At 71.5% G+C, this 20662-nt stretch carries 18 protein-coding genes; 10 read left to right on the forward strand and 8 right to left on the reverse strand.

What is annotated here, in order from left to right; all coding sequences use genetic code 11:
• The first annotated feature begins 25 nt into the window (after positions 1-25).
• Both ACZ5WE_RS03465 and ACZ5WE_RS03470 read left to right on the forward strand, forming a co-directional pair.
• Positions 26-946, forward strand: a complete 921-nt coding sequence (locus ACZ5WE_RS03465) for an SGNH/GDSL hydrolase family protein (RefSeq protein WP_467690858.1) — start codon at positions 26-28, stop codon at positions 944-946.
• A 47-nt stretch (positions 947-993) separates the two neighbouring features.
• Positions 994-1983 (forward strand): aldose epimerase family protein, encoded by a 990-nt coding sequence (locus ACZ5WE_RS03470; protein WP_467690859.1) that lies wholly within the window; start codon positions 994-996, stop codon positions 1981-1983.
• A 25-nt stretch (positions 1984-2008) separates the two neighbouring features.
• Here the strand turns inward: ACZ5WE_RS03470 and ACZ5WE_RS03475 are convergent, their stop codons facing one another.
• A complete protein-coding gene (locus tag ACZ5WE_RS03475; protein ID WP_467690860.1) occupies positions 2009-4462 on the reverse strand; it encodes a glycoside hydrolase family 3 protein in 2454 nt (817 codons plus the stop codon).
• Between the two features lie 172 nt (positions 4463-4634).
• Here ACZ5WE_RS03475 and ACZ5WE_RS03480 point away from each other — a divergent pair, with 172 nt between their 5' ends.
• From ACZ5WE_RS03480 to ACZ5WE_RS03495, 4 genes are all read left to right on the forward strand, one after another.
• On the forward strand, positions 4635-5228 hold the full coding sequence (locus ACZ5WE_RS03480; RefSeq protein WP_467690862.1) for a TetR/AcrR family transcriptional regulator: 594 nt from the start codon (positions 4635-4637) through the stop codon (positions 5226-5228).
• A 158-nt stretch (positions 5229-5386) separates the two neighbouring features.
• Entirely contained in the window at positions 5387-6508 is a 1122-nt protein-coding gene (locus ACZ5WE_RS03485) for an abortive phage infection protein (protein ID WP_467690863.1), read from the forward strand.
• Between the two features lie 112 nt (positions 6509-6620).
• Positions 6621-7523 (forward strand): aminoglycoside phosphotransferase family protein, encoded by a 903-nt coding sequence (locus ACZ5WE_RS03490; protein ID WP_467690865.1) that lies wholly within the window; start codon positions 6621-6623, stop codon positions 7521-7523.
• 60 nt (positions 7524-7583) lie between these two features.
• Positions 7584-8873, forward strand: coding sequence for a pyroglutamyl-peptidase I (locus ACZ5WE_RS03495; protein WP_467690866.1), 1290 nt, complete (start codon positions 7584-7586; stop codon positions 8871-8873).
• Here the strand turns inward: ACZ5WE_RS03495 and ACZ5WE_RS03500 are convergent.
• Positions 8854-9681, reverse strand: coding sequence for an EI24 domain-containing protein (locus tag ACZ5WE_RS03500; protein ID WP_467690868.1), 828 nt, complete (start codon positions 9679-9681; stop codon positions 8854-8856). The genes ACZ5WE_RS03495 and ACZ5WE_RS03500 overlap by 20 nt on opposite strands.
• A 181-nt stretch (positions 9682-9862) precedes the next feature.
• Between ACZ5WE_RS03500 and ACZ5WE_RS03505 the strand changes: the two genes are divergently transcribed.
• Entirely contained in the window at positions 9863-12472 is a 2610-nt protein-coding gene (locus tag ACZ5WE_RS03505; RefSeq protein WP_467690870.1) for a M14 family zinc carboxypeptidase, read from the forward strand.
• Between the two features lie 289 nt (positions 12473-12761).
• On the forward strand, positions 12762-13919 hold the full coding sequence (locus ACZ5WE_RS03510) for a serine hydrolase domain-containing protein (protein ID WP_467690871.1): 1158 nt from the start codon (positions 12762-12764) through the stop codon (positions 13917-13919).
• Positions 13920-13985: 66 nt separating this feature from the next.
• On the opposite strand, the gene ACZ5WE_RS03515 is transcribed toward ACZ5WE_RS03510, so the two are convergent.
• Together ACZ5WE_RS03515 and ACZ5WE_RS03520 are read right to left on the reverse strand one after the other, a co-directional pair.
• Entirely contained in the window at positions 13986-14414 is a 429-nt protein-coding gene (locus ACZ5WE_RS03515) for an organic hydroperoxide resistance protein (protein ID WP_351160091.1), read from the reverse strand.
• A gap of 115 nt (positions 14415-14529) precedes the next feature.
• Positions 14530-15576, reverse strand: a complete 1047-nt coding sequence (locus tag ACZ5WE_RS03520; protein WP_467690873.1) for an NADP-dependent oxidoreductase — start codon at positions 15574-15576, stop codon at positions 14530-14532.
• A 127-nt stretch (positions 15577-15703) separates the two neighbouring features.
• Here ACZ5WE_RS03520 and ACZ5WE_RS03525 point away from each other — a divergent pair, with 127 nt between their 5' ends.
• Positions 15704-16153, forward strand: a complete 450-nt coding sequence (locus tag ACZ5WE_RS03525) for a MarR family winged helix-turn-helix transcriptional regulator (RefSeq protein WP_467690875.1) — start codon at positions 15704-15706, stop codon at positions 16151-16153.
• Between the two features lie 24 nt (positions 16154-16177).
• On the opposite strand, the gene ACZ5WE_RS03530 is transcribed toward ACZ5WE_RS03525, so the two are convergent.
• From ACZ5WE_RS03530 to ACZ5WE_RS03545, 4 genes are all read right to left on the reverse strand, one after another.
• On the reverse strand, positions 16178-16867 hold the full coding sequence (locus tag ACZ5WE_RS03530) for an SCO2400 family protein (RefSeq protein ID WP_467690876.1): 690 nt from the start codon (positions 16865-16867) through the stop codon (positions 16178-16180).
• Between the two features lie 137 nt (positions 16868-17004).
• Positions 17005-17853, reverse strand: a complete 849-nt coding sequence (locus tag ACZ5WE_RS03535) for an SMP-30/gluconolactonase/LRE family protein (RefSeq protein WP_467690878.1) — start codon at positions 17851-17853, stop codon at positions 17005-17007.
• A 57-nt stretch (positions 17854-17910) separates the two neighbouring features.
• Positions 17911-19218, reverse strand: coding sequence for a PucR-like N-terminal domain-containing protein (locus ACZ5WE_RS03540; protein WP_467690880.1), 1308 nt, complete (start codon positions 19216-19218; stop codon positions 17911-17913).
• A 6-nt stretch (positions 19219-19224) separates the two neighbouring features.
• Positions 19225-19377 carry a hypothetical protein gene (locus ACZ5WE_RS03545; RefSeq protein ID WP_344521185.1) on the reverse strand — a complete coding sequence of 51 codons (153 nt, stop codon included), beginning with the start codon at positions 19375-19377 and terminating at the stop codon, positions 19225-19227.
• Positions 19378-19567: 190 nt separating this feature from the next.
• Here ACZ5WE_RS03545 and pgfA point away from each other — a divergent pair, with 190 nt between their 5' ends.
• Positions 19568-20611, forward strand: coding sequence for a cell envelope lipid trafficking protein PgfA (gene pgfA, locus ACZ5WE_RS03550; protein WP_467690881.1), 1044 nt, complete (start codon positions 19568-19570; stop codon positions 20609-20611).
• The last annotated feature ends 51 nt before the right edge of the window (positions 20612-20662 follow it).

Genomic DNA, 20662 nt, shown 5'->3' on the forward strand with positions numbered 1-20662 from the left:
GTACGGCAACAGAGGGGACCTGGGGATGCGGAACCGAAGGCACCGTTCGCGTGCCGCCGTCGCCGCCGCGACGGCGGCTCTTCTCGGCGCCACCGCCCTCACGGCGTGCGACGCCTCGGGCGACAACTCCCCGGCGCCCAACGGGCCCTCCGCGCGCGACAAGCCATCCCCCAGGCCCACCCCGACCTGGAACACGAATCCGGACTCCCTGGCGGCCATCGGCGACTCCATCACCCGCGGCTTCGACGCCTGCTCGGTGCTCGCCGACTGCCCCGAGGCGTCCTGGGCGACCGGCGCGGACTCCGAGGTGCGCAGCCTCGCCACCCGCCTCCTGGGCAAGGAGCGGGCCGCCGAGCACAGCTGGAACTACGCGAGGACCGGCGCCCGCATGGCGGATCTGCCCGGGCAGATGGAGCAGGCCACGCTCAAGCGCCCCGAGCTGATCACGGTGATGGCGGGCGCGAACGACGCGTGCCGTCCCTCGGTGGATTCCATGACGCCGGTCGCCGAGTTCCGCACGGACTTCGAGGAGGCGATGCGCACGCTGCGGCGCGAGCTTCCCAAGACCCAGGTGTACGTGGCGTCCGTGCCGGATCTGAAGCGGCTGTGGTCGCAGGGCCGCACCAACGCGCTGGGCAAGCAGATCTGGAAGCTGGGCATCTGCGCCTCGATGCTGGCGGACCCGGACGCGCGGGACGCGGCGGCGACGGAGCGGCGGGACACCGTGCAGAGCCGCGTGGTCGCGTACAACGACGTGCTCAAGGAGGTGTGCGCGAAGCATCTGCGCTGCCGGTACGACGGTGGGGCGGTCTTCGAGTACCGCTTCGACGGCGACCAGTTGAGCCACTGGGACTGGTTCCACCCCAGCAAGGACGGCCAGTCGCGGCTCGCCGAGCTGGCCTACCGTCAGGTGAAGGCCAGGAATCCCAAGGAGCCCGGAGCCTGAGGGCCTGGCGGGCCCATGTGGGCGCGGCCCGGCGTAGGGTCGCGATCATGCGCAGTGAACTCTTCGGGACGCTCCCCGACGGCACGCCCGTCCATCGCTGGACCCTGGAAGGGGGCGGGGTGCGGGTACGTGTCCTGACGTACGGCGGGATCATCCAGTCGGCGGAAGTTCCGGACCGGTCGGGGCGGCGCGGGCCGGTGGCTCTCGGCTTCGACGGTTTGCAGGGCTACCTCGATCATCCCGGGCCGTACTTCGGGGCGTTGGTGGGCCGGTACGCGAACCGGATCGCGGGCGGCGAGTTCGCGCTGGAGGGCCGGACGTACCGTTTGGCGCGGAACAACGAGCCCAACGCGCTGCACGGCGGCACGGCCGGTTTCGACAAGCGGGTCTGGCAGGCGGCGGAGGTCGAGCACGGGGTACGGCTCTCGCGGGTGAGCCCGGACGGCGAGGAGGGCTATCCCGGGCGGCTCGCGGTGTCGGCGACGTACTCGCTGGACGAGTCGGGAGCGCTGCGGATCGCCTACGAGGCGACGACCGACGCCCCGACCGTCGTGAACCTCACCAACCACACGTACTGGAATCTCGCGGGGGCCGGGAGCGGCGGCGCGGGCGGCCACGAGTTGCGGATCGCGGCGGCGCGGCTGACACCGACGGACGGGGCGCAGATTCCCACGGGGGCGTACGAGGACGTCGACGGGACGCGCTTCGACTTCCGGGACGCGCGGAAGGCCGGGGCCGGGATCGACCACAACTACGTGCTCGACAAAGGGGTCTCCGCGCGGCCGGTCGAGGTGGCGGAGCTGAGCGATCCGGCGTCCGGGCGCGTGCTGACCGTGGCGACGACGGAGCCGGGACTTCAGCTGTACACGGCGGACCACTTCGATGAGTCGCTGCCGTTCGCTCCCGGGGACGGGATCGCCCTGGAGACGCAGCACTTCCCGGACTCCCCCAACCGGCCGGGGTTTCCGAGCACGGAGCTGCGGCCGGGTGGGGTGTACGAGTCGGAGACGGTGTACGGCTTCTCGGTGCGTCAGTGAGTCAGTGAGTCAGTGAGTCAGTGAGTCATACGGTGATCGTCTCGTTCAGTCGGCGGTCGGCGATGGAGCGGCCCGCCTGAATCTCGTACGAACCGGCTTGGTGGGACCAGGAGTTGGTGGCCTCGTCCCAGATCTCGAAGGCGCGGCGCGGGAGTTCGATCCGCACCTCCACGCTCTCGCCGGGTGCGGCCTCGGCTCCCGCGAAGCCCGCGAGCCAGCGGGCCGGGCGGTTGCCGTCGTTCGCGGCCGGGGCAACGTAGACCTGGACGACCTCGCGGCCCGCGCGCGGGCCGGAGTTGCGGACGCGGACCGTGGCCGTCGTGGCCTCCACGGTGAGGGACTCATACGTCCAGTCGGTGTAGCCGAGGCCGTGGCCGAAGGCGTACGCGGGGGTGGCGCCGGACTTCTCCCAGGCGCGGTATCCGATGAACACGCCCTCGGTATAAGCGAGTTCGCCGTCGATCGGAGTGACCTGGGTGATCGGGGCGTCCGCGAAGGCGCCCCAGGTCGTGGGCAGCCGCCCGCCGGGCTCCTGGGCGCCGAGCAGCACGTCGGCGAGCGCGGCGCCGCCCTCCTGCCCGGGGAACCAGCCGAGCAGCACCGCCGCGACGTCCTCGCGCCACGGGAGCTCCACCGGGGAGCCGGAGTTGACGACCACGACCGTGCGGGGGTTGGCCGCGGCCACCGCACGCACGAGTTCGTCCTGGCGGCCCGGGAGCCGCAGGTCCTGCCGGTCGAAGCCCTCGGACTCGACACGCTCGGTGGTGGCGACGACCACGACCGCGGTGTCGGCGCCCCGCGCCGCGTCGACGGCCTCCGCGATCAGCTCGTCGGGGTCGCGCCGCGGGCCGAGGTGCACGAAGGAGAACACCACGCCGGGCAGCGGGGCCTTGTACTCCTTGTCGAGCGGGTGGAACAGGGAGACCTCGACGCGCTCGCCCGCCGTCAGACTCACCTTGGCGCGCTCGACCGGTGAGCCGAAGAACGCCTCGAAGGGATCGGACGCCGCGCCCATCACCTCGGTCCCGTCGAAGACGACCTCGCCGTCGACAGTGAGCGTGAAGGCACCGAGACCGCGCGTGCCGAAGGAGTGCTCGCCACTCTCGCGCGGGGTGAACGTGCCGACGACCTCGATGGAGGCCATCGTCTCGTGGGTGACGCCGTCGGGCAGGTCGTCGCCGATCCACTGGACCTGGCCGGAGGGGAGGCTGCCCTCGCCCAGGATGATGCCGTCCGCGTCGCGGCAGAGGGCGCGCAGCTCGAACCCCTTGTCGGCGGGGACGAGTTCGTCGCTCGGGTCGGCGCCGACGGCGTACGTCAGGGCGTCCTCGCCGAGCGCCGCCGTCAGACCGTCGAGCGGGGAGATCACGCGCGCGGGGAAGACGGTGGCGGAGCCGCCGCCCAGGACACGGGCGTCGCGCGCGGCGGCGCCGATGAGGGCGACGGAGGCGGCGGGCCGGAGCGGCAGGGTCTCGTTCTCGTTGCGCACGAGGACGAAGGCGCGGCGGGCGATCTCGCGGGCGAGCGCCTCCCCGTCGATCTCGGCGGGCACGTCGGTGACCACGGGCTCGGCGCCTTCGAGGATGCCGACGCGGGCGGCCAGCCGCAGGACGCCCCGCACGGCCTCGTCGACCGTCGACTCCTTGACCTGGCCGCCGCGCACCGCTTCGGCGAGCGCGTCGCCGTACACGGTCCGCGGGCCGGGCATGGCGCCGTCGAGACCGCCCTCGATGGCGCCGGTGGTCGAGCGGGCGGCCATCCAGTCGGAGACGTTGTAGCCGTCGAAGCCCCACTCGCCGCGCAGGACCTCGTTGACCAGGTAGCGGTGCTCGGTCATCGTCGTGCCGTTGACCTGGTTGTACGCGGTCATGATGCCCCAGGGGTGGGCGTTGGTGACGATCGCCTCGAAGGGCGCGAGGTACAGCTCGCGCAGGGCGCGCGCACCCACCTTGTTGTCGACGGTGAAGCGGTCGGTCTCGGCGTCGTTCGCGACGAAGTGCTTGACGGTCGTGCCGACACCGCCGGACTGCACGCCCTGGACATAGCCGGTGCCGATGACGCCGGTCAGATACGGGTCCTCGCTGTACGCCTCGAAGTGCCGGCCGCCCAGCGGTGAGCGGTGCAGGTTGACGGTGGGCGCGAGGAGGACGTGCACGCCCTTGCGGCGGGCCTCCTGGGCGAGGAGGGTGCCCGCGCGGCGGGCGAGGTCCTGGTCCCAGGTGGCGGCGAGCGCGGTCGGTGAGGGCAGGGCGATGGACGGGTCGTCGGCGGTCCAGCGGGTGCCGCGCACGCCGATCGGGCCGTCCGACATCACCAGGGAGGCAAGGCCGATCTCGGGCAGCGGGTGCAGTGACCACATGTCGCGCCCGCCGAGCAGCCGGGTCTTGGCGTCCAGATCCAGCGCGGCGAGCGCGGCCTCCACCGCCGTCTCGCGCGCCTGATCGGCCTGCTCGGCTCCGGGGCCTTGGGTTCCCGCCATGGCGGTGCCTCCTCGTTGAGATCCGTTGGGTCCGTTCTTCTTCCTTCGCTCCCTCCATCCTGCCTCGACTACCTGTAGGTCGGTAGTTTTTGTAATCTGAGCGTTATATTTACAGGAGCATGACGTACGGTCGTGCCGCGAGCAGGACCGGGAACGTGAAGGGACGGACACGATGGCGCCCAAGGCCAGGGAGACCGCCAAGCCCACGACCAGGGCCAGAAGTGACGAGCGGCGTGCGGAGATCCTCCGGGCCGCCCTGGAGGTGATCGCCGAGCGCGGCTACCGCGGCGCGAGCCTGGGCGCCGTCGCCGAGCGGGTCGGCCTGACCCAGCAGGGCCTGCTGCACTACTTCCCCACGAAGGACGCCCTGCTCGTCGCCGTCCTCGAGGCCCGCGACCAGTGGGACGCGGTACCGACGGACGAGATCCGCCTCGACCTGCTCGGCTCGCTCGTCGAGTACAACGCGATGCGCCCCGGCATCATCCAGACGTTCTCCGCGCTGCTCGGCGAGAGCGTCACCGACGGGCATCCGACACGCGAGTACTTCACCGAGCGGTACGGATCGGTGCGCAAGAAGTTCGCGGCGGTCCTGCGCGCGGAGTACGGCGAGCGGCTCCCCGGGGGCCTCACCCCGGAGGCGGCCGCGCCGCTTCTCGTCGCGGTGATGGACGGGCTCCAGTACCAGTGGCTCCTGGACCCCGAATCGGTGGACATGGCGGGGGCGTTCAGGGATTTCCTCGGCCTGCTCGGAACAGGCGGCGAGTGATCAGACTGCCCTCGAAGGGGCGCACCGTCGGCTCGCGGGGCGGCGTTTTCCTACCAAAGTCGCCCACGGCGTAGACCGACGGCGGTCGAGGCGGCGCGGCGCCCCTGGCGAGACTGGGCCCACCGTACGCACCGTGCGGACGGACACAGGGAGGCACCGTGACGAGTGACGGGATCAGCCGGGGGCGGTTTCTGGCGGGGGCGGGGGCCGCGGGCGTCGCGGCGGCGACAGGGGGCCTCCTGACGGCGGCGCCGGCCTCGGCAACTCCCCCCGGGCCGGGCGGACTCACGTACCGCGGCGTCTGCTACGAGGTCGGGGCGGGGGAAACACCCACGACCGGCTGGAACGCGGTCCGCATGCGCGAGGACCTGTGCGTGATCGAGGGCCGGCTGCACGCCACCACCGTCTCCGTCTACGGCGACGGCGTCGAACGGCTCGGCGCCACCGCGACGGAAGCCGCCGAACGCGGACTGCACGTCTGGCTCCAGCCGCGCCTGGCCGACCGCCCCCAGCGGGAGATCCTCGACCACCTCGCGGAGGCCGGCCGGCATGCCGAGCGGCTGCGGCGGCAGGGCGCGGCGGTCCACCTGAGCGTGGGCTGCGAGTTCGTGCTGTTCGTACCGGGCATCGTGCCCGGCGACAGCGCGGTGGAGCGCATCGAGAACATCAGCAAGGGGAACTACGATCCGGTGCTGGCGCAGCGGCGCCTGAAGCGGTTCATCGGACGGGCGGCGGCGGTCGGCAGGTCCGTCTTCGGGGGCAGGCTGACGTACGGGGCGGCGGACGGCGACGAGGTCGACTGGGGCCTGTTCGACATCGTCAGCGTCAACTACTACGGGTATCACCGCGGTCGGCCCGCCTACCTCCGTGATCTGGCGCCCTACCGACGCTGGGGGAAGCCGGTGGCGATCACCGAGTTCGGCTCGTGCACGTTCCGGGGCGCTCCGGAGCAGGGCGGCATGGGCTGGGACGTCGTCGACTACACGAGGAATCCACCCGAGGTCAAGGACGGTCTCGTCCGCAGCGAGCGGACCCAGGCGGCGTACATCACCGACGTACTGGACGTCTTCGAGTCCATGAACCTCTACTCGGCGACGCTCTACAACTTCGTCAGCCCCGACGCCCCGCACAGGACCGAGCCGCGCCACGACCTCGACATGGCGAGTTACAGCATCGTGAAGACGATCCAGGACGGGCCGTCCGGCCGCTGGCACTGGGAGCCGAAGGAGGCGTTCCACGCGGTGGCCGAGCACTATGGGCGTGCGGCTCGGCGTTCGTAGCGGCCCTGGCCTCCCGCCGCCGGTCCGGGCGGAATCCGGGTTGACCGGGCGTGCGGCGGCGAGTTTCGATCAACGTCGGACCGCTCCCTCCCCGCCGCCACGGAAGGCCCCCATGCCCCCCGCCAGGATGCACGCCCACGAAGCCGACATCGACACGCCTCTCGTACGACGGCTGCTCGCCGCGCAGTTCCCCGACTGGGCTCACCTCGCCGTCGAGCCCGTCGACTCGAACGGCACCGTCAACGCCATCTACCGCCTCGGCGACGACATGGCCGTGCGGCTCCCCCGTATCGAGGGAGGCGTCGGGGACGTGGAGCGCGAGGTGCTCCTTCTGCCGCGGCTCGCGCCCTCGCTGCCCGTCGCCATCCCCACGCCGCTGAGCAAGGGCGAGCCCGGTGAGGGCTTCCCCTGGCCCTGGTACGTGTACCGCTGGCTCGACGGCGACAACCCGGTGATCGGCGGCCTTGACGAACCCGGCCTGTTCGCCGCCGACTTGGCCGATTTCGTCAAGGCCCTGCGGCGCATCGATCCCGCCGACGCGCCTGCCGCCTACCGCGGCGGCCCCCTCGCGCCCCGTGACGCCGACACCCGCGATGCCATCTCGCGGCTGCACGGGGTCATCGACACCGACGCGGCCACCGCGGCGTGGGACGCCGCCCTGCGCGCGCCCCGGTGGGACGGACCGCCTGTCTGGGTCCACGCCGATCTGCAACCGGGAAATCTGCTCACCGCCGACGGCCGGCTCAGCGCCGTCATCGACTTCGGGTGCATGGGGCACGGCGAACCCGCCGTCGACCTGATCACCGCCTGGAGCCTGCTGACCGCCGAGGCACGGGAGACCTTCCGCGCCGCCCTGGACGTCGACGACGCGACCTGGGCGCGAGGGCGTGGCTGGGCCCTTTCGATCGCGCTCATCGAGCTGCCGTACTACCGGACGAGGAACCCCACTGTGGCGAGGATCGCGCGCCACGTGATCGGCGAGGTCCTCGACGATCACGCCGGAGTGAACCGCTAGCGGGCACCGCCTTCCTGCCGCGATACTGCGGCCACCCCCACCGGCCACGGAAGGACTCCCGTGTCACACACGCCCACCGTCTCCCCGCGGTTCGCCGCGCTCGGTGTCACCCTCCTGCTCTCCCTCGCGGCCGTGCCCGCAGCCGTGCCCGCAGCCGCGCCCGCGTCGGCCGCCACCGCGCCGGCCGCGACCACCGAGGAGCAACGTCTCGACCGGGCGGCCCCGCAGGAGATCCTGCGCCGCAGCGGATTCGACGCCGTGGCACCGGAGTTCGCGCGGGCCCTCGACCGCGCCCACTCGTACGGCGAGGCCAAGCGCATCGTCGTACGCCAGGGGGACGCGCTGTGGCGGCGTGCCGTCGAGCGGGCGCAGGGCCGCGCGGCGGGAGGGGCCGGGGAGTTGAGCCGGGACGACGACCGGCCCTTGTACTGGGCCCGGCTCGGACTGACGCGGGAGCTCCGGCAGTGGGAGCCGGGCTTCGGGGTGAGCGAGGCCCAGCACGGGCGGCTCATACGGGCACTTGAGGATTCCTCGCGCGGGCACGACGCCGTCGACTACCCGAAGAAGGACCGCGCGGGCCACCGCCTCAAGCGCGTCCTCGTCACCGGATTCGACCCCTTCACGCTCGACCGGGACGTCCGCATCAGCAACCCGTCGGGCGCCACCGCTCTCGCGCTGGACGGGACCGTCATCGAAACCGCCGATGGCCCCGCACACGTGGAGACCGTCGTCTTCCCCGTGCGCTGGGACGACTTCGCGGAGGGGACGGTCGAGCGCACCCTGCGCGCGCATCTCCCCCGCGTCGACCTCTTCACCACGATCAGCCAGGGCCGCGCGGGACGCTTCGACATCGAGCGGACCAACGGGGCCTGGCGTGGCGGCTTCCCCGACAACGAGAACCTCTCGCGTACGGAGACGGTGCCGGTCGCCGATCCGGTCACGCAACCCCAGTGGACGTCCACGACCCTGCCGTACAAGGAGATCGTGAGCGCCGGGACCGGCCGCTTTCCGGTGTACGACAACACCTCGGTGACCGAGATCCCGGCGGGCCAGACCGCTCCCGTGGTCCGCCCCGACGGGCCCACCGCCGGTTCGACGGCCCGCGAGGGCGGCGGCGGCGACTACCTGTCGAACGAGATCGCCTACCGGGCGACGCTCCTTCGCGACCGCCTCGGGCTGCACGACCGGCTGCCCGGCGGCCATGTGCACACGCCGATCCTGCAGTTCGGCGCGGGCAACACGGACCCGGCCACGGGCGCGATCACCGACCCCGAGTTCGTGCGCAACCGGCTCGACATCATCGCGCAGGTGCGCGAGATCCTGACGACGGCTATGAACGCCCGCCGGTAGCGGCCTGCGGTCCGCCGGGTCCTGCCGGGTCGGCCGCGCCCCGGGGGTCGTCGTCCGGGGCGTGGCCGCTGTCCTCGCCCACCAGCTCCCGCGCCATGAGCGTCGCGCCCGCGACCGCCCCCGGCATCAGGAACACCGCGACGAACGGGACCAGGAAGGCCACGGCTAGCGGAGTGCCGAAGCCCCACGCCAGTTGCTTGCGGCCGCGCAGCAGCGCGAGCCGTTCGCGGGCCTCGACGCCCCGGCGCTGCAGTGCCACCCCCGTCAGCTCCTCCACGAGGAAGAAGCCCGTCACGCAGAAGCCGACCACCGGGACCACGGTCTGGCCGACGACCGGGATGAAGCCGAGGGCGAAGAGCAGGATGCCCCAGACCAGGGCCCGCAGGACGATGCGCAGGCTGTCGCGGGCGGAGATCCACAGCTCGCGCCAGAGGGGCAGGCCCGACTCGGGGGCGTATCCGGCGACGGAGATGTCGACCTTCTCCGACAGCGACTCGTAGAAGGGCTGGCCCACCAGAAGCGTCACCGCCGTGAAGGTGACCACCGACAGGAGGAGCGCGAGCGCGAAGAGGAGCACCGTGAGGAAGCCGCGGAACAGGCCGAGCCACGGCGATGACCAGTCGTCCGCGAAGGGCGTCGCCCAGCCGACGAAGTCCGTGCCCCAGAGCGCGAGCGCGACGAGGGCGGCCGCGTAGAGAAGCAGGGTGATCAGGCCGGGCAGCAGGCCGACTCCGTACTGCTTGCCATGCTGGGCGACCCAGCGCTGGCCCTTCATCAAATAGCCGAAGCCTCGTCCCAGATCGCGCATGCGGCACAGCCTATCCGCCGGTCACGGCCGTGCGGTCCACGGGACGCGTGGGCGCGAAGGGGGGTGAAGGCCCTCTTGTTGCGCGGGGGTTGAACCGGTAGACCACGCGTATCGACTTCTCTCCAGGACTACCAGGACCCGTTCCAAGGACTCTTTCCGGACTTCTTCGCAGGAGGTACGTATGGGGATATCCCGGCCATCCAGACCCGTTCTGCTCACCACTCTCGCCTCGGCGGGCGCCCTTCTCCTCACCACCCTCGCCCCCGGCGCCGCGACCGCCGACCCCCGCCCTGGCGGCCGGGACGTCCTCCGCGAGGGCTCGCCCCTGAGCAGCACGGAACGGGCCGCGAAAGCTCCGGAGAGCGCCGCCGACCGGGCCCTGGGGGCTGCGGACGGCCCCGGCTCCGGTCTCGGCTCCGGTCTCGGCTCCGGTCTCGGCAAGGACCGCGGCTATCCCCGCGAGCAGAAGCTCACTCCGCCTCCCGCGAATCCCGACGACAAGTCGATAAAGCTGGGCCTGGCCCCCTACCACTCCATCGCCCCGAAGCTGAACGACATCCAGGACTTCGGCGACCGGGTCAGCGTGGAGATCGCGGGCCGTTCGGCGGGCGGGCACCAGCTCTACCTGGTGACCGTCACGGCTCCCGAGTCGACCAAGGAGACCGCCCGCCAGGAGCGGATGCGCGAGCTCATCGAGAACGCGCCGGGCGACGCCGCCAAGGATCGCGCGGTCAAGTCCTCGTACAAGACGCCGGTGTTCATCAACAACAACATCCACGGCAACGAGTGGGAGGGCACGGACGCCGCCCTGAAGCTCATCGAGAAGCTCGCGAAGGCCAAGGACGGTGAGACGAAGGACCTGCTCGCGCACAACCGGCTGTACTTCAACGTCACGGCCAACCCCGACGGCCGCATCGCGGGCACCCGCGCCAACGCCAACGGCTTCGACCTCAACCGTGACTTCATCACCGCGTCGCAGCCCGAAGCGCGCGCGATGCGGCAGATCGCCATCGACAAGCAGCCCGCGGTCATGATCGACCTGCACGGGTACGTCAACGGCACGCTGATCGAGCCGACGACTCCCCCGCACGGCGAGAACTACGAGTACGACCTCTTCCTCAAGAACACCTACGCCAACGCGCTCGGCATGGAGGCCGCGGTCAACGGCCTCGGCTACACCCCCGAGAAGGACGGCGTCGAACCGGCGATCATCCCCTTCCGCGACCAGGAAGAGGGCTGGGACGACTGGCCGCCGATCTTCACCCCGCAGTACATGCCGTTCCACGGCGCGGTCGCCGCGCACACCATCGAGTTCCCGATGACCGTCAACAACGACGAGTACGACGAGCTGCCGGTGCCGGAACTGCGGCGGCGGTCCGCGATCAACGTGGACATCGCGGGGGCGGCGATGTCGGCGACGCTCAAGTACACGCAGGCGCACCGCACTTCGGTGATCGCCGACCAGATCGAGACGTTCCGGCGTGGCGCGACGGGTGCGGCGCAGGTGCCGGTCTCGCCGGAGACCGTGCCTGGCGTGCCGGGCATCGGCCCGGAGGACGTCTACACGACCGATTTCCCGCGTGCGTACGTGATCCCTCAGGGTGGGCGTGGTCAGCGTTCCGCCGCTGCCGCCTCGCGGCTCGTGGAGCATCTGCTCGACAACGACGTCGAAGTGCGGCGTGCGACAAGGGACTTCAGGCTCGGCGGGACGTCGTACGGTGCAGGGTCCTACGTCATCGACATGCGTCAGCCCAAGCGCGGGCTCGCGAACGTGATGCTCGCCGACGGGCGGGACATCAGCCACAAGGTGTCCACCATGTACGACATCTCGGGGTGGAGCCTCGGGCGGTTGTGGGGCGCGACGGTGGACTCGGTGAAGGGCGGTTCGCTGTCCGGTGTGCGCTCGCGTGTCGTGGACTCGGCGTCGCGGGTCGGTCATGTCGCGGGGCGGGGGAATCTCCGGCTGCGGCTCGACGATGCGCGGGAGGTTGCTGCTCTCAACTGGGTTCTGGCGCGCGGGACTTCTGTGCGGAGGGCGGATGACGGGAGCGTGATTCTGCCGTCGTCGGCGCGGGGGGCGGCTGTTGCCGCGGCGAAGAAGTACGACGTCGCCTTCGACGCGACCAAGGCGAAGGGTGGCGCTGTCGTGCGGGCGACTCGGGTCGCGGCGGCGGTGACGCCCGGGGAGCTGTTCGCGCTGCGGGAGATGAACTTTGATGTGGTGCCCGTTTCGACTTCGGTGCTCAACGCGGGGTTCGACTGGAAGAAATCGGGTGCGGACGCGCTGTTCGTGTCGGCGGGGCTTTCCTACCGGGAGCTGAACGCGGGGGCGCGGGGCGGGCTCGATGACTTCCTCTCCGGGGGCGGTGGGCTGGTCGGGCGGGGCGCGGAAGGGGGCGCGCTCAACTCCGACGCGAAGTTGCTTTCCGTTGAGGCGGTCTCCGGGAACGGGGATGCGAATGGTGTGGTGCGGGTGGTGAATTCCGGGGGGCCGGTCGCCGGGGGTGCGCCGTCGCACTCGTTCGTGTACGCGCCCATGTGGTTCACGGGGCTCGGGAGCGGGGTGCGGGTCGAGCAGTCCTACGGGGGCGGGAATCCGCTGCTGTCCGGGCACTGGCGTCCTGCGGAGGGCGGCGCGGGCGGTCCCTCTGACGCTGCGGGTCAGGCTTCCGTGGTGAGTGGGGCCGCTGCCGGGTCCCGTGTCGTCCTGTTCGGCACCGAGCCGCTCTTCCGGGACCACCCTAAGGGGGCGTTTCCGCAGGTGGGGCGGGCGTTGCTGAGCGTGAGCTGAGGGGTTTGGGGCGGGGTTTTCTTTCCCCAACCCCGCCCCTTCCCGGCTGTGACACTTGCGGCTCCGCCGCGGGCCGCTCGGCGCGGGGGCCTTGGTGGACCGAATCACCGGCTCCGCCGAGTTCGTCCTCAAACGCCGGACGGGCTGAGAGCTTCGCCGGGGTGGGCGGGCAGCTCCGGGGCAATCGGGTGGGTGGGCGGGAAAATCAGTCTTGGAGGTCCACCGGACGAAGTTCGGGGAATTCTCCCGGCCTCGGCCTCAGTTGCAGCCGCAGGAGGCTCGAAACCACATGACACGTGAAATTAAAGTCCAAGGCACCACCGCAGCCGGATACGAAGCCGTGCGGGACGAGTTCACCGCCATGCTCTCCCGGGAGAAGCCCGATCATGCCGCGCAGGTCGCCGCCCGCGTACGAGGGCAGCAGGTCGTCGACCTGTGGGTGGGACCGGACACCGACGGCGACACGCTCTTCGGCGTGTACTCGTCCACGAAGGGCGCCGCCCACCTCGTCATGGCGCTGCTCGTCCAGGACGGCACCCTGGAGCTGGACCGCGAAGTGGCCCGCTACTGGCCGGAGTTCGCCGCCGAGGGCAAGGGAGGCATCACCCTCCGGGAGCTCCTCTCGCACCGGGCGGGCGTCGTCGGCGCCGACGACGGCTTCAGCCCCGACGAGATCGCCGACGACCGTGCCGCCGCCGCCCGCCTCGCGACCCAGCGGCCCTACTGGCGCCCCGGTACCGCCTTCGGCTATCACGCCCTGTCCATCGGCGCGATGGCGGGCGAGGTCGTCCTGCGGGCCACCGGGCGGACGCTGCAAGAGGTGTACGAGGAGCATGTCCGCGCCCCGTACGGGCTCGACTTCCACCTCGGGCTCCCGGAAGCACTGGAGCCCCGATTCCGTTCCGTACTGCCGATGATGCCGTCCCCCGAGGAGCGTGCCTTCCTCGACGCGCAGCCACCGCAGCCGGGGACCCTGAACTCCATCGCCTTCAACCGCAACGGCGCGCAGCCCACCGACCTGGAGTCGATCCCCAACTCCCGTCCGGTGCGCGCCCAGGGGCCCGCGTCCGTCGGCGGGGTCGCCTCCGCGCGCGGTCTCGCCGGGATGTACGCGGCGGCGGTCGAGGGGCTCGACGGGCGGGGACCGCTCCTGAAGGCGGACACCGTGGCCGAGTTCGGGCAGATCCATTCCAACGGGTTCGACCTGGTGATACGGGCCCACAAGTCGTTCGGGGTGGGGTTCCAGAACGTCGCCGAGGCCTGGTACCCGTTCCTCGGCGCGGGGTCCATCGGGCACAAGGGCGTGGGCGGCTCGCAGGCTTTCGCCGATCCTCGCAGCGGGCTCGCCTACGGGTACACGCGGCGCCGCTTCCCCTTCCCCGGCGGGCCGGCCCCGGAGGACGAGCGCCTGGTGCGGGCCATTCACACGGCTGCCGTGAGCGGCTGAGCGACATGACGGAGGGCCGCACCCCCACCCGGGGTGCGGCCCTCCGTCACATGTCGGGGGAGACGGTCAGGCGACCGCGAGCTCCACCTTGATGTTGCCGCGCGTGGCGCTCGAGTACGGGCACACCTGGTGCGCCTTCTCGATCAGCGACTGCGCGGTGGCCGCGTCCACGTTCGGGATGGAGGCGGTGATCGCGACCTCCAGGCCGAAGCCGCCGGCCTCCGTCTGGCCTATGCCGACCTTGGCGGTGACGGTCGAGCCGGAGATGTCGGCGTTCTCCTTGCGGGCGACCACACCGAGCGCGCCCTGGAAGCAGGCGCTGTAGCCGGCCGCGAAGAGCTGCTCGGGGTTGGTGCCCGCGCCGCTGCCGCCCATCTCCTTCGGCGGGTTGACGACGACGTCGAGCTTGCCGTCGTCGGTGGCGACGCGGCCGTCACGGCCGTTCTCGGCGGTGGCGACGGCGGTGTACTTGACGTCGATCTGCTGGATGGACATAAGTGCCGGTTCCTCCTGAGATGTTCCGCGATGCGCGCCCACAGTCGCGACAATGTGGAATCACTTTATCGGATGCCGGAAAATCACCGGGCGCTACACCTCGGGTGCCCGCACCTCAGACCAGGGAAACGATCATCTTTCCCGTGTTCTCGCCGCGCAGCATGCCCAGGAACGCCTCGACGCCGTTCTCCACGCCTTCGACGAGCGTCTCGTCGTACTTCAGCTCACCGGAGCGGATCCACGCGCCGACCTCGGACACGAACTGCGGCTGCAGCGCCTCGTGGTCCCCGACGAGCACGCCCTGCAGTCGCAGGCGCTTGCCGATGATCATGGCCATGTTGCGCGGGCCCGGCGTGGGCTCGGTGTCGTTGTAGCCCGCGATCATGCCGCAGATGGTGGCGCGGCCGTGCACGTTCATGCGGCTGATGGCCGCTTCGAGGTGCTCGCCGCCGACGTTGTCGAAGTAGACGTCGATGCCGTCGGGGGCCGCCTCCTTGAGCTGCTCGACGACCGGGCGCGGGTCCTTGTAGTTGAACGCGGCGTCGAAGCCGTACTCCTCGACGAGCTTCTTCACCTTCTCGTCCGAGCCCGCCGAGCCGACGACGCGCGAGGCACCCTTGAGCCTGGCCATCTGGCCGACCTGGGAGCCGACCGCGCCCGCGGCGCCGGAGACGAAGACCGCGTCGCCCTCCTTGAAGGAGGCGACCTCGAAGAGACCCGCGTAGGCCGTCAGGCCGGTCATACCGAGCACGCCGAGGTACGCGGAGAGCGGCGCGGCCTGCGCGTCCACCTTGACGGCGTGCTTGGCGGGTACGGCCGCGTACTCGCGCCAGCCCGCGAAGTGCAGGACGTGGTCGCCCACCGCGATGCCCTCGGCGTTCGACGCGATGACCTCGCCGACCGCGCCGCCCTCCATGGGCTGGTCCAGCTGGAACGGCGGGGTGTACGACTTCACGTCGTTCATCCGGCCGCGCATGTACGGGTCCACGGAGAAGTGCAGGTTGCGGACCAGGACCTGGCCGGCGGCCGGGGCGGCGACCGGGGCCTCGCGCAGCGCGAAGTCCTCGGGGACCGGCCAGCCGTGCGGGCGGCGCACGAGGTGCCACTCACGGCCGACGTCGGGAAGCTGCGGGGACCCGGGGGCCTCGGGGGTGACGGACATGCGGGCGTCCTCCTCCTGCTCAGGCTGCCGTGGCCGGCAGGCTGGTGTCTCGAAAATGCTTCATGTTGTGAAACAACCATGCTCCTACATATTTCATGTTGTCAAGTAACCGGGTAGCCTGGAGTGCATGGCCACCACCAGCTCCCGCACCCCGCGCACGGACCCCCTGACGCTCGAAGTCGTCGAGCTCATCGGGACGGTCGTCGCGCGTTACTACGAGGAGTACGACGCCGCGGCGGGCAAGCACGCCCTCACCGGGGCGCAGGCACGCGTACTGGGGCTGCTGTCCCTCGAACCGCTGCCCATGCGGCGCATAGCGCAGAAGCTGAAGTGCGAGCCGTCGAACATCACGGGGATCATCGACCGGCTGGAGGCGCGCGGACTCGTCGAGCGGCGGCCCGACCCGGCCGACCGCCGCGTGAAACTCGCCGCCCCGACGGACGAGGGCCTGACGGTCGCCCGCAGCCTGCGCGACTCGCTGGACTTCGCGCGGGAGCCGCTGGCCGAGCTCACCCGCGAGGAGCGGCTCTCGCTGCGCGGGCTGCTGCGCAGAATGGTCGGCGAGGACGCGGGCTGACCGCTCGCTCACCTCAGGAGCCGGCTACGTGCACCACCACAGGAAGCGGTCGCACGTCTGGGACGGCTCCGGCTCGGGCGTCGGATCCGGCTGCTGCGTGGTCGGCGGGGGCGTGGGGCGCGTGGTTCCGGGGTTGTCCGGAGGGCTGTCCGGGGTGTCCGGCGCGGAGGTCGTGACCGGGGCCGCGGAATCGGGGGCTTTGTCGGCCTCCTCCGTCTTCTCGCCGGCCTTCTTCTTGTCCTCGTCCTTCTTCGCTTCCTTGGACGCCTTGTCCTTCGCGGACTCCGAGGCCGAGGGATCGGCAGACGTGGCCGCCGCGGACTCGGCGCCGGTCGTCGTGCCGTCGGCCGGGTCCTTCGGCGTCCGTGACGCGGGCCGGGCCGCTCCCCCGTCCGGCGAGGCCGCCGCCGTCGGTTCGTCGGACGGCCCCTCGATGCCGAGCTCGGCCAGGCTCAGGCCACCGGCCGCGAGCGCGAGCCCCGCGGTGATCAGCAGGACCTTGCGGCGTCTGCGCCGGTGCGCCCGGCGGCCGCGCTCCCGGCGGCGGCCTCTGCCGCGGGGCGCTTCATCGTCGTACGTGCGCTCGGAGCCGGCCGGCTCGTCCTGCGCGGTGACCGCCTCCGCGTACTCACGGCAGGCTTCGGCCGGGGTTCCGCACCCCGGGCAGGCCAGGGCGCCGTTGAGGTGCCTGTGGCACGGGTGGCAGTAGTCCATGAGGCATGGAGGCTAAGTGAGCCGCGGGGAGCAGAGGAAGCCGCTGCCGTGAAGGTTGTGTGCGGAATCGAATGTTCCAGCCGTGTCGGCTTCCCCTATGGGGCAAACCGCCTGTTCCGCGCCGGACGCGGGCTCGCCTATCCGGCGAACGCCGCCTGTTCGAGGCCCTGTCCGGCGTCCGGCAGCACGAGCACCGAGCCGGACAAGGGGTGGGGCGCCTCAAGTCCCGTACGGGCGGATGTGACGTACAGGTCGCGCAGACCCGCGCCGCCGAACGCGCACGCGGTCGGGCGGACCACCGGGAGTTCGATCACCCGGTCCAGGGCGCCGGACGGGGTGTAGCGGCGGATGGCGGCGCCGTCCCACAGGGCGACCCAGACGCATCCCTCGGCGTCGACGGTCAGGCCGTCGGGGTAGCCGGCTTCGGGCTCGATGGCGGCGAAGGGGCGCCGAGACGCCGGGAGTTGGCCCTCGCCCATGCCCAGTACGTCGATGCGCCGGGTCGGGGTGTCGATGTAGTACATGGAGCGGCCGTCCGGGCTCCACCCCGTGCCGTTGCTGACGGACACGTCGTCCAGGACCTCGGTCACGGCACCGTCGCCGGTCAGGCGGATGAGGTTGCCGCCGCCCTCCCCCTCGTCGTAGCGCATCGTGCCCGCCCAGAGCGCTCCGTCGGGGGCGACCGCGGCGTCGTTGCCCCGGCGGCCCGGCACGACCTCGCGGTGCAGCCAGCGGAAGGCGCCCCCGTCGGCCATGGAGTCGTGGAGGCCCACGCCGTCCCGGAGGTTGACCACCAGGCCGCCGCCCGTGCGCGGCTTCGCGGCGCCGACGTGCTGCTCGGTGACCAGGACCGAGCGGTGCCCGGTCGACGGGTCGTACGTGTGGACGCGTGAGCTCAGGATGTCGACCCAGATCAGCCGCTGGGCGGCGTGGTCCCAAGTAGGACCCTCGCCGAGTGCTGCCTGCGCGCGTACCGCTATGTCCATTGCGGCAGGCTACCCGCAGGGCTGTCCGTACGGCTGGCCGAACGCCCCGCTCCCCGCTCAGCCCACCCGTCCCAGCTCCCCCCGCAACCGCCGTGCCCTGAGCACCAGTTCCAGCTCGAAGCGGCGGTCCGGGTCGTCGACCTCGTCGCCCCACAGTTCCCTGATCTGCCGCAGGCGGTAGCGCACCGTCTGCGGATGCACCCCGAGCCGTGCCGCGACCTCCGGGGCGCCGCCCCGTGTCTCCAGCCAGGCGAGCAGCGTCTCGGCGAGGCGGCGGCCGTGCGCGGGCCCGCAGTGCGCGAGCGGGGCCAGGCAGCGGCGGGCCAAGTCCTCGATGAGCTCCTCGGGTTGGAGCAGGACAAGGGCCTCGGTGTGCTCGGTGCAGAGCAGGACCTCACCGGAGGGGAGCAGGCCGCGTTCCATCAGGCGGACGGCGGCCTGGGCCCAGCGCAGTGACTTCGCCGCGTCGGCGAGCGGTACGGGCGGGCCGATCGCGCCGGACCAGCCGGCCATGGCACGCCGCAGGAGTTCGGGGCGGCCCGCGGCGTCCGGGTCGGGAACGACCATGCGGGGCTGTTCGGTCTCCATGTCGAGCAGGACGCCCTGGCCGACGGCGGGGGCCACGGCTTCCCGCGCCGGGCGCAGGAGGACGCCGACGGCGACCCGGTCGGGCAGCTGCCAGCCGACGCGGGCGGCCCGTTCGTCCAGTGCGCTGCGGGCGCCGGGCTGTCCCGGCGTTGAGCGCGAGCCGGAGCTGTGGCCGAAGTCCGCCGGCGCTCCCGCGCCGGGGTCCCCGCGCCGCTCGGAGAGCAGCAGGTCCATCAACTTCCGCTGCAGGCGCAGGCGTTCACCCGCCTGCCGGGCCGCGGCCTCGGCGTATCCGCGGACGGACTGGTCGACGAGTCCGTCCAGGTACTCGAAGCCCGACTCGGCGAGTTCGTACATGGCCGGTGGCGGGATCTCGATCTGCTGGCCGATCTCGGCCAGGCGGCGCCAGGCGAGCCGCACGCCGAGGCGGTAGATCGCCTGGAGCGAGTCGAGGCTGCGGCCGTGCAGGCCCTCGCCCCTGCCGAACTCCTGGAAGACCTCCAGGGGGTAGCAGGGCCGCCCGCCCTCAGCGGCCGCGATCTGCTGGACGAACCCCTCCAAGGCGCGGCGTATGCCGACGAGCGCCATGGGTTCGCCCGAGTCGTCGAGGACGACGGGCAGGCCGGGGTACTCGGCGCGGATCTCCCGCAGGATGTCCTGGGCGAGGGCGGGCACTTCGTCCAGGGCGAGCGCGGCGAACTGCCGCACCTGCACGGGCGGCACGTCACGCCAGGCCGAGCGGACGGACAGCGAACCCTGGCTCTCGGTCACGGGCACGGTCACTCACTGCCCCCGAGGGGCAGTCTCGTAGTGCACGAGGGGGGTGTTGGGCTGGTCCGGGGTCGCGTTCAGGAGCGCGACGACGCCGAACGCGGCGGCCACGGCGAGTGCCGCGGCGGCGACGACGGTCAGACCGGCGGCGAGCAATCGGTGCATGTCAGGGTCAGCCTCTCTGCTGGAGGTCGTCCCCACCCAGGTCGCGCGGATGGCGCTCGCACAGTCCTTTACCGGCCCCACCCGGTAGGTGCACAGTTTCATCAACGCATTGACACTTCGTCAAGGGTCCGCCTAGCGTTCCGGCCCCTACGGCTCGGTAACACTTCTCACCCGCCCCCAGGAGTGCCGGATGCGCCGCACAGCCTCGCCCCTCTCGCTGATCCTCCTCGGACTCGGCGTCTTTCTGCTCGTCCTGGCCCCGATGCTCGCGTGGTACGTCGAGCCGCGCGCGAAACGCACGCCCGTGGACATCGACACCATCACCGTTTTCAAGGGCAAAGGCAGCTATTTCGACACCTCGAAGATCAAGACGGTGCGCGACAAGAACCTCACGATCACGCGGCAGGTCCGGGGCGACGTGGAGGACAGCAACAGCGAGCACGCGGTCTGGGACGTGGTCACGTCCGTCGATCCGGACAAGTCCCTGCCGGCTTCGGACCCGCACGATTCGCTCCAGTTCACGACGGAGCGCTGGGTCACCGACCGCGAGACCAACAAGCCGGTGCACTGCTGCGACGAGAAGCCGTACTTCGAGGGCGAGGCCTACCTCAAGTTCCCCTTCGACGTGGAGAAGCGCTCCTACACCTGGTGGGACAACACCCTCGGCGCGACCGTCCCGCTGACCTTCCGCGGCACGAAGAAGATCCAGGGGTACGAGGGCTACCGCTTCACCGCCAAGGTGAAGCCCGCCAAGACCGGCACCCGTCTGGTGCCGGGCCGTCTGGTGGGGCAGCCGGAGCGCAGCAACGTGCTGGCCGAGGAGTGGTACGCCAACCACGGCGTCGAGCTGGTCGCCGACAAGCGCACGGGCCGGATCATCTACGCGGCGATCGGCCCCCGCAAGACGCTGCGCGCGCCCGGCTCGGACAAGGACGCGACGGTGCTGCTCGACAGCAAGCGCATCGCGTTCACCGAGAAGACGCAGAAGACGCAGGTCGGGCTCGCCGACGACGACAGCAGCCGGCTGAAGCTGGTGGGCGAGACGCTGCCCGTGGGGACGGGTGTCCTGGGTGCGCTGCTGGCGATCGCGGGAGGCGTTCTTGTCATCCGCGGACGACGTTCCGACAGTGGGGCGCAGGGGTCCGATGGGCCCGGAGGGCCCGGTTCAGCGGCGGAGCCGGGCGGTCCGCATAGCGATACGTCCCCAACCGCCCTGCAACCCACCACGATGTGATGAGACGTCAGCTGTTGAAACCCCGAAAGTTGTCACTTCGGTGAGTAGCCG

Source organism: Streptomyces sp. NPDC033180 (genome assembly GCF_055577645.1).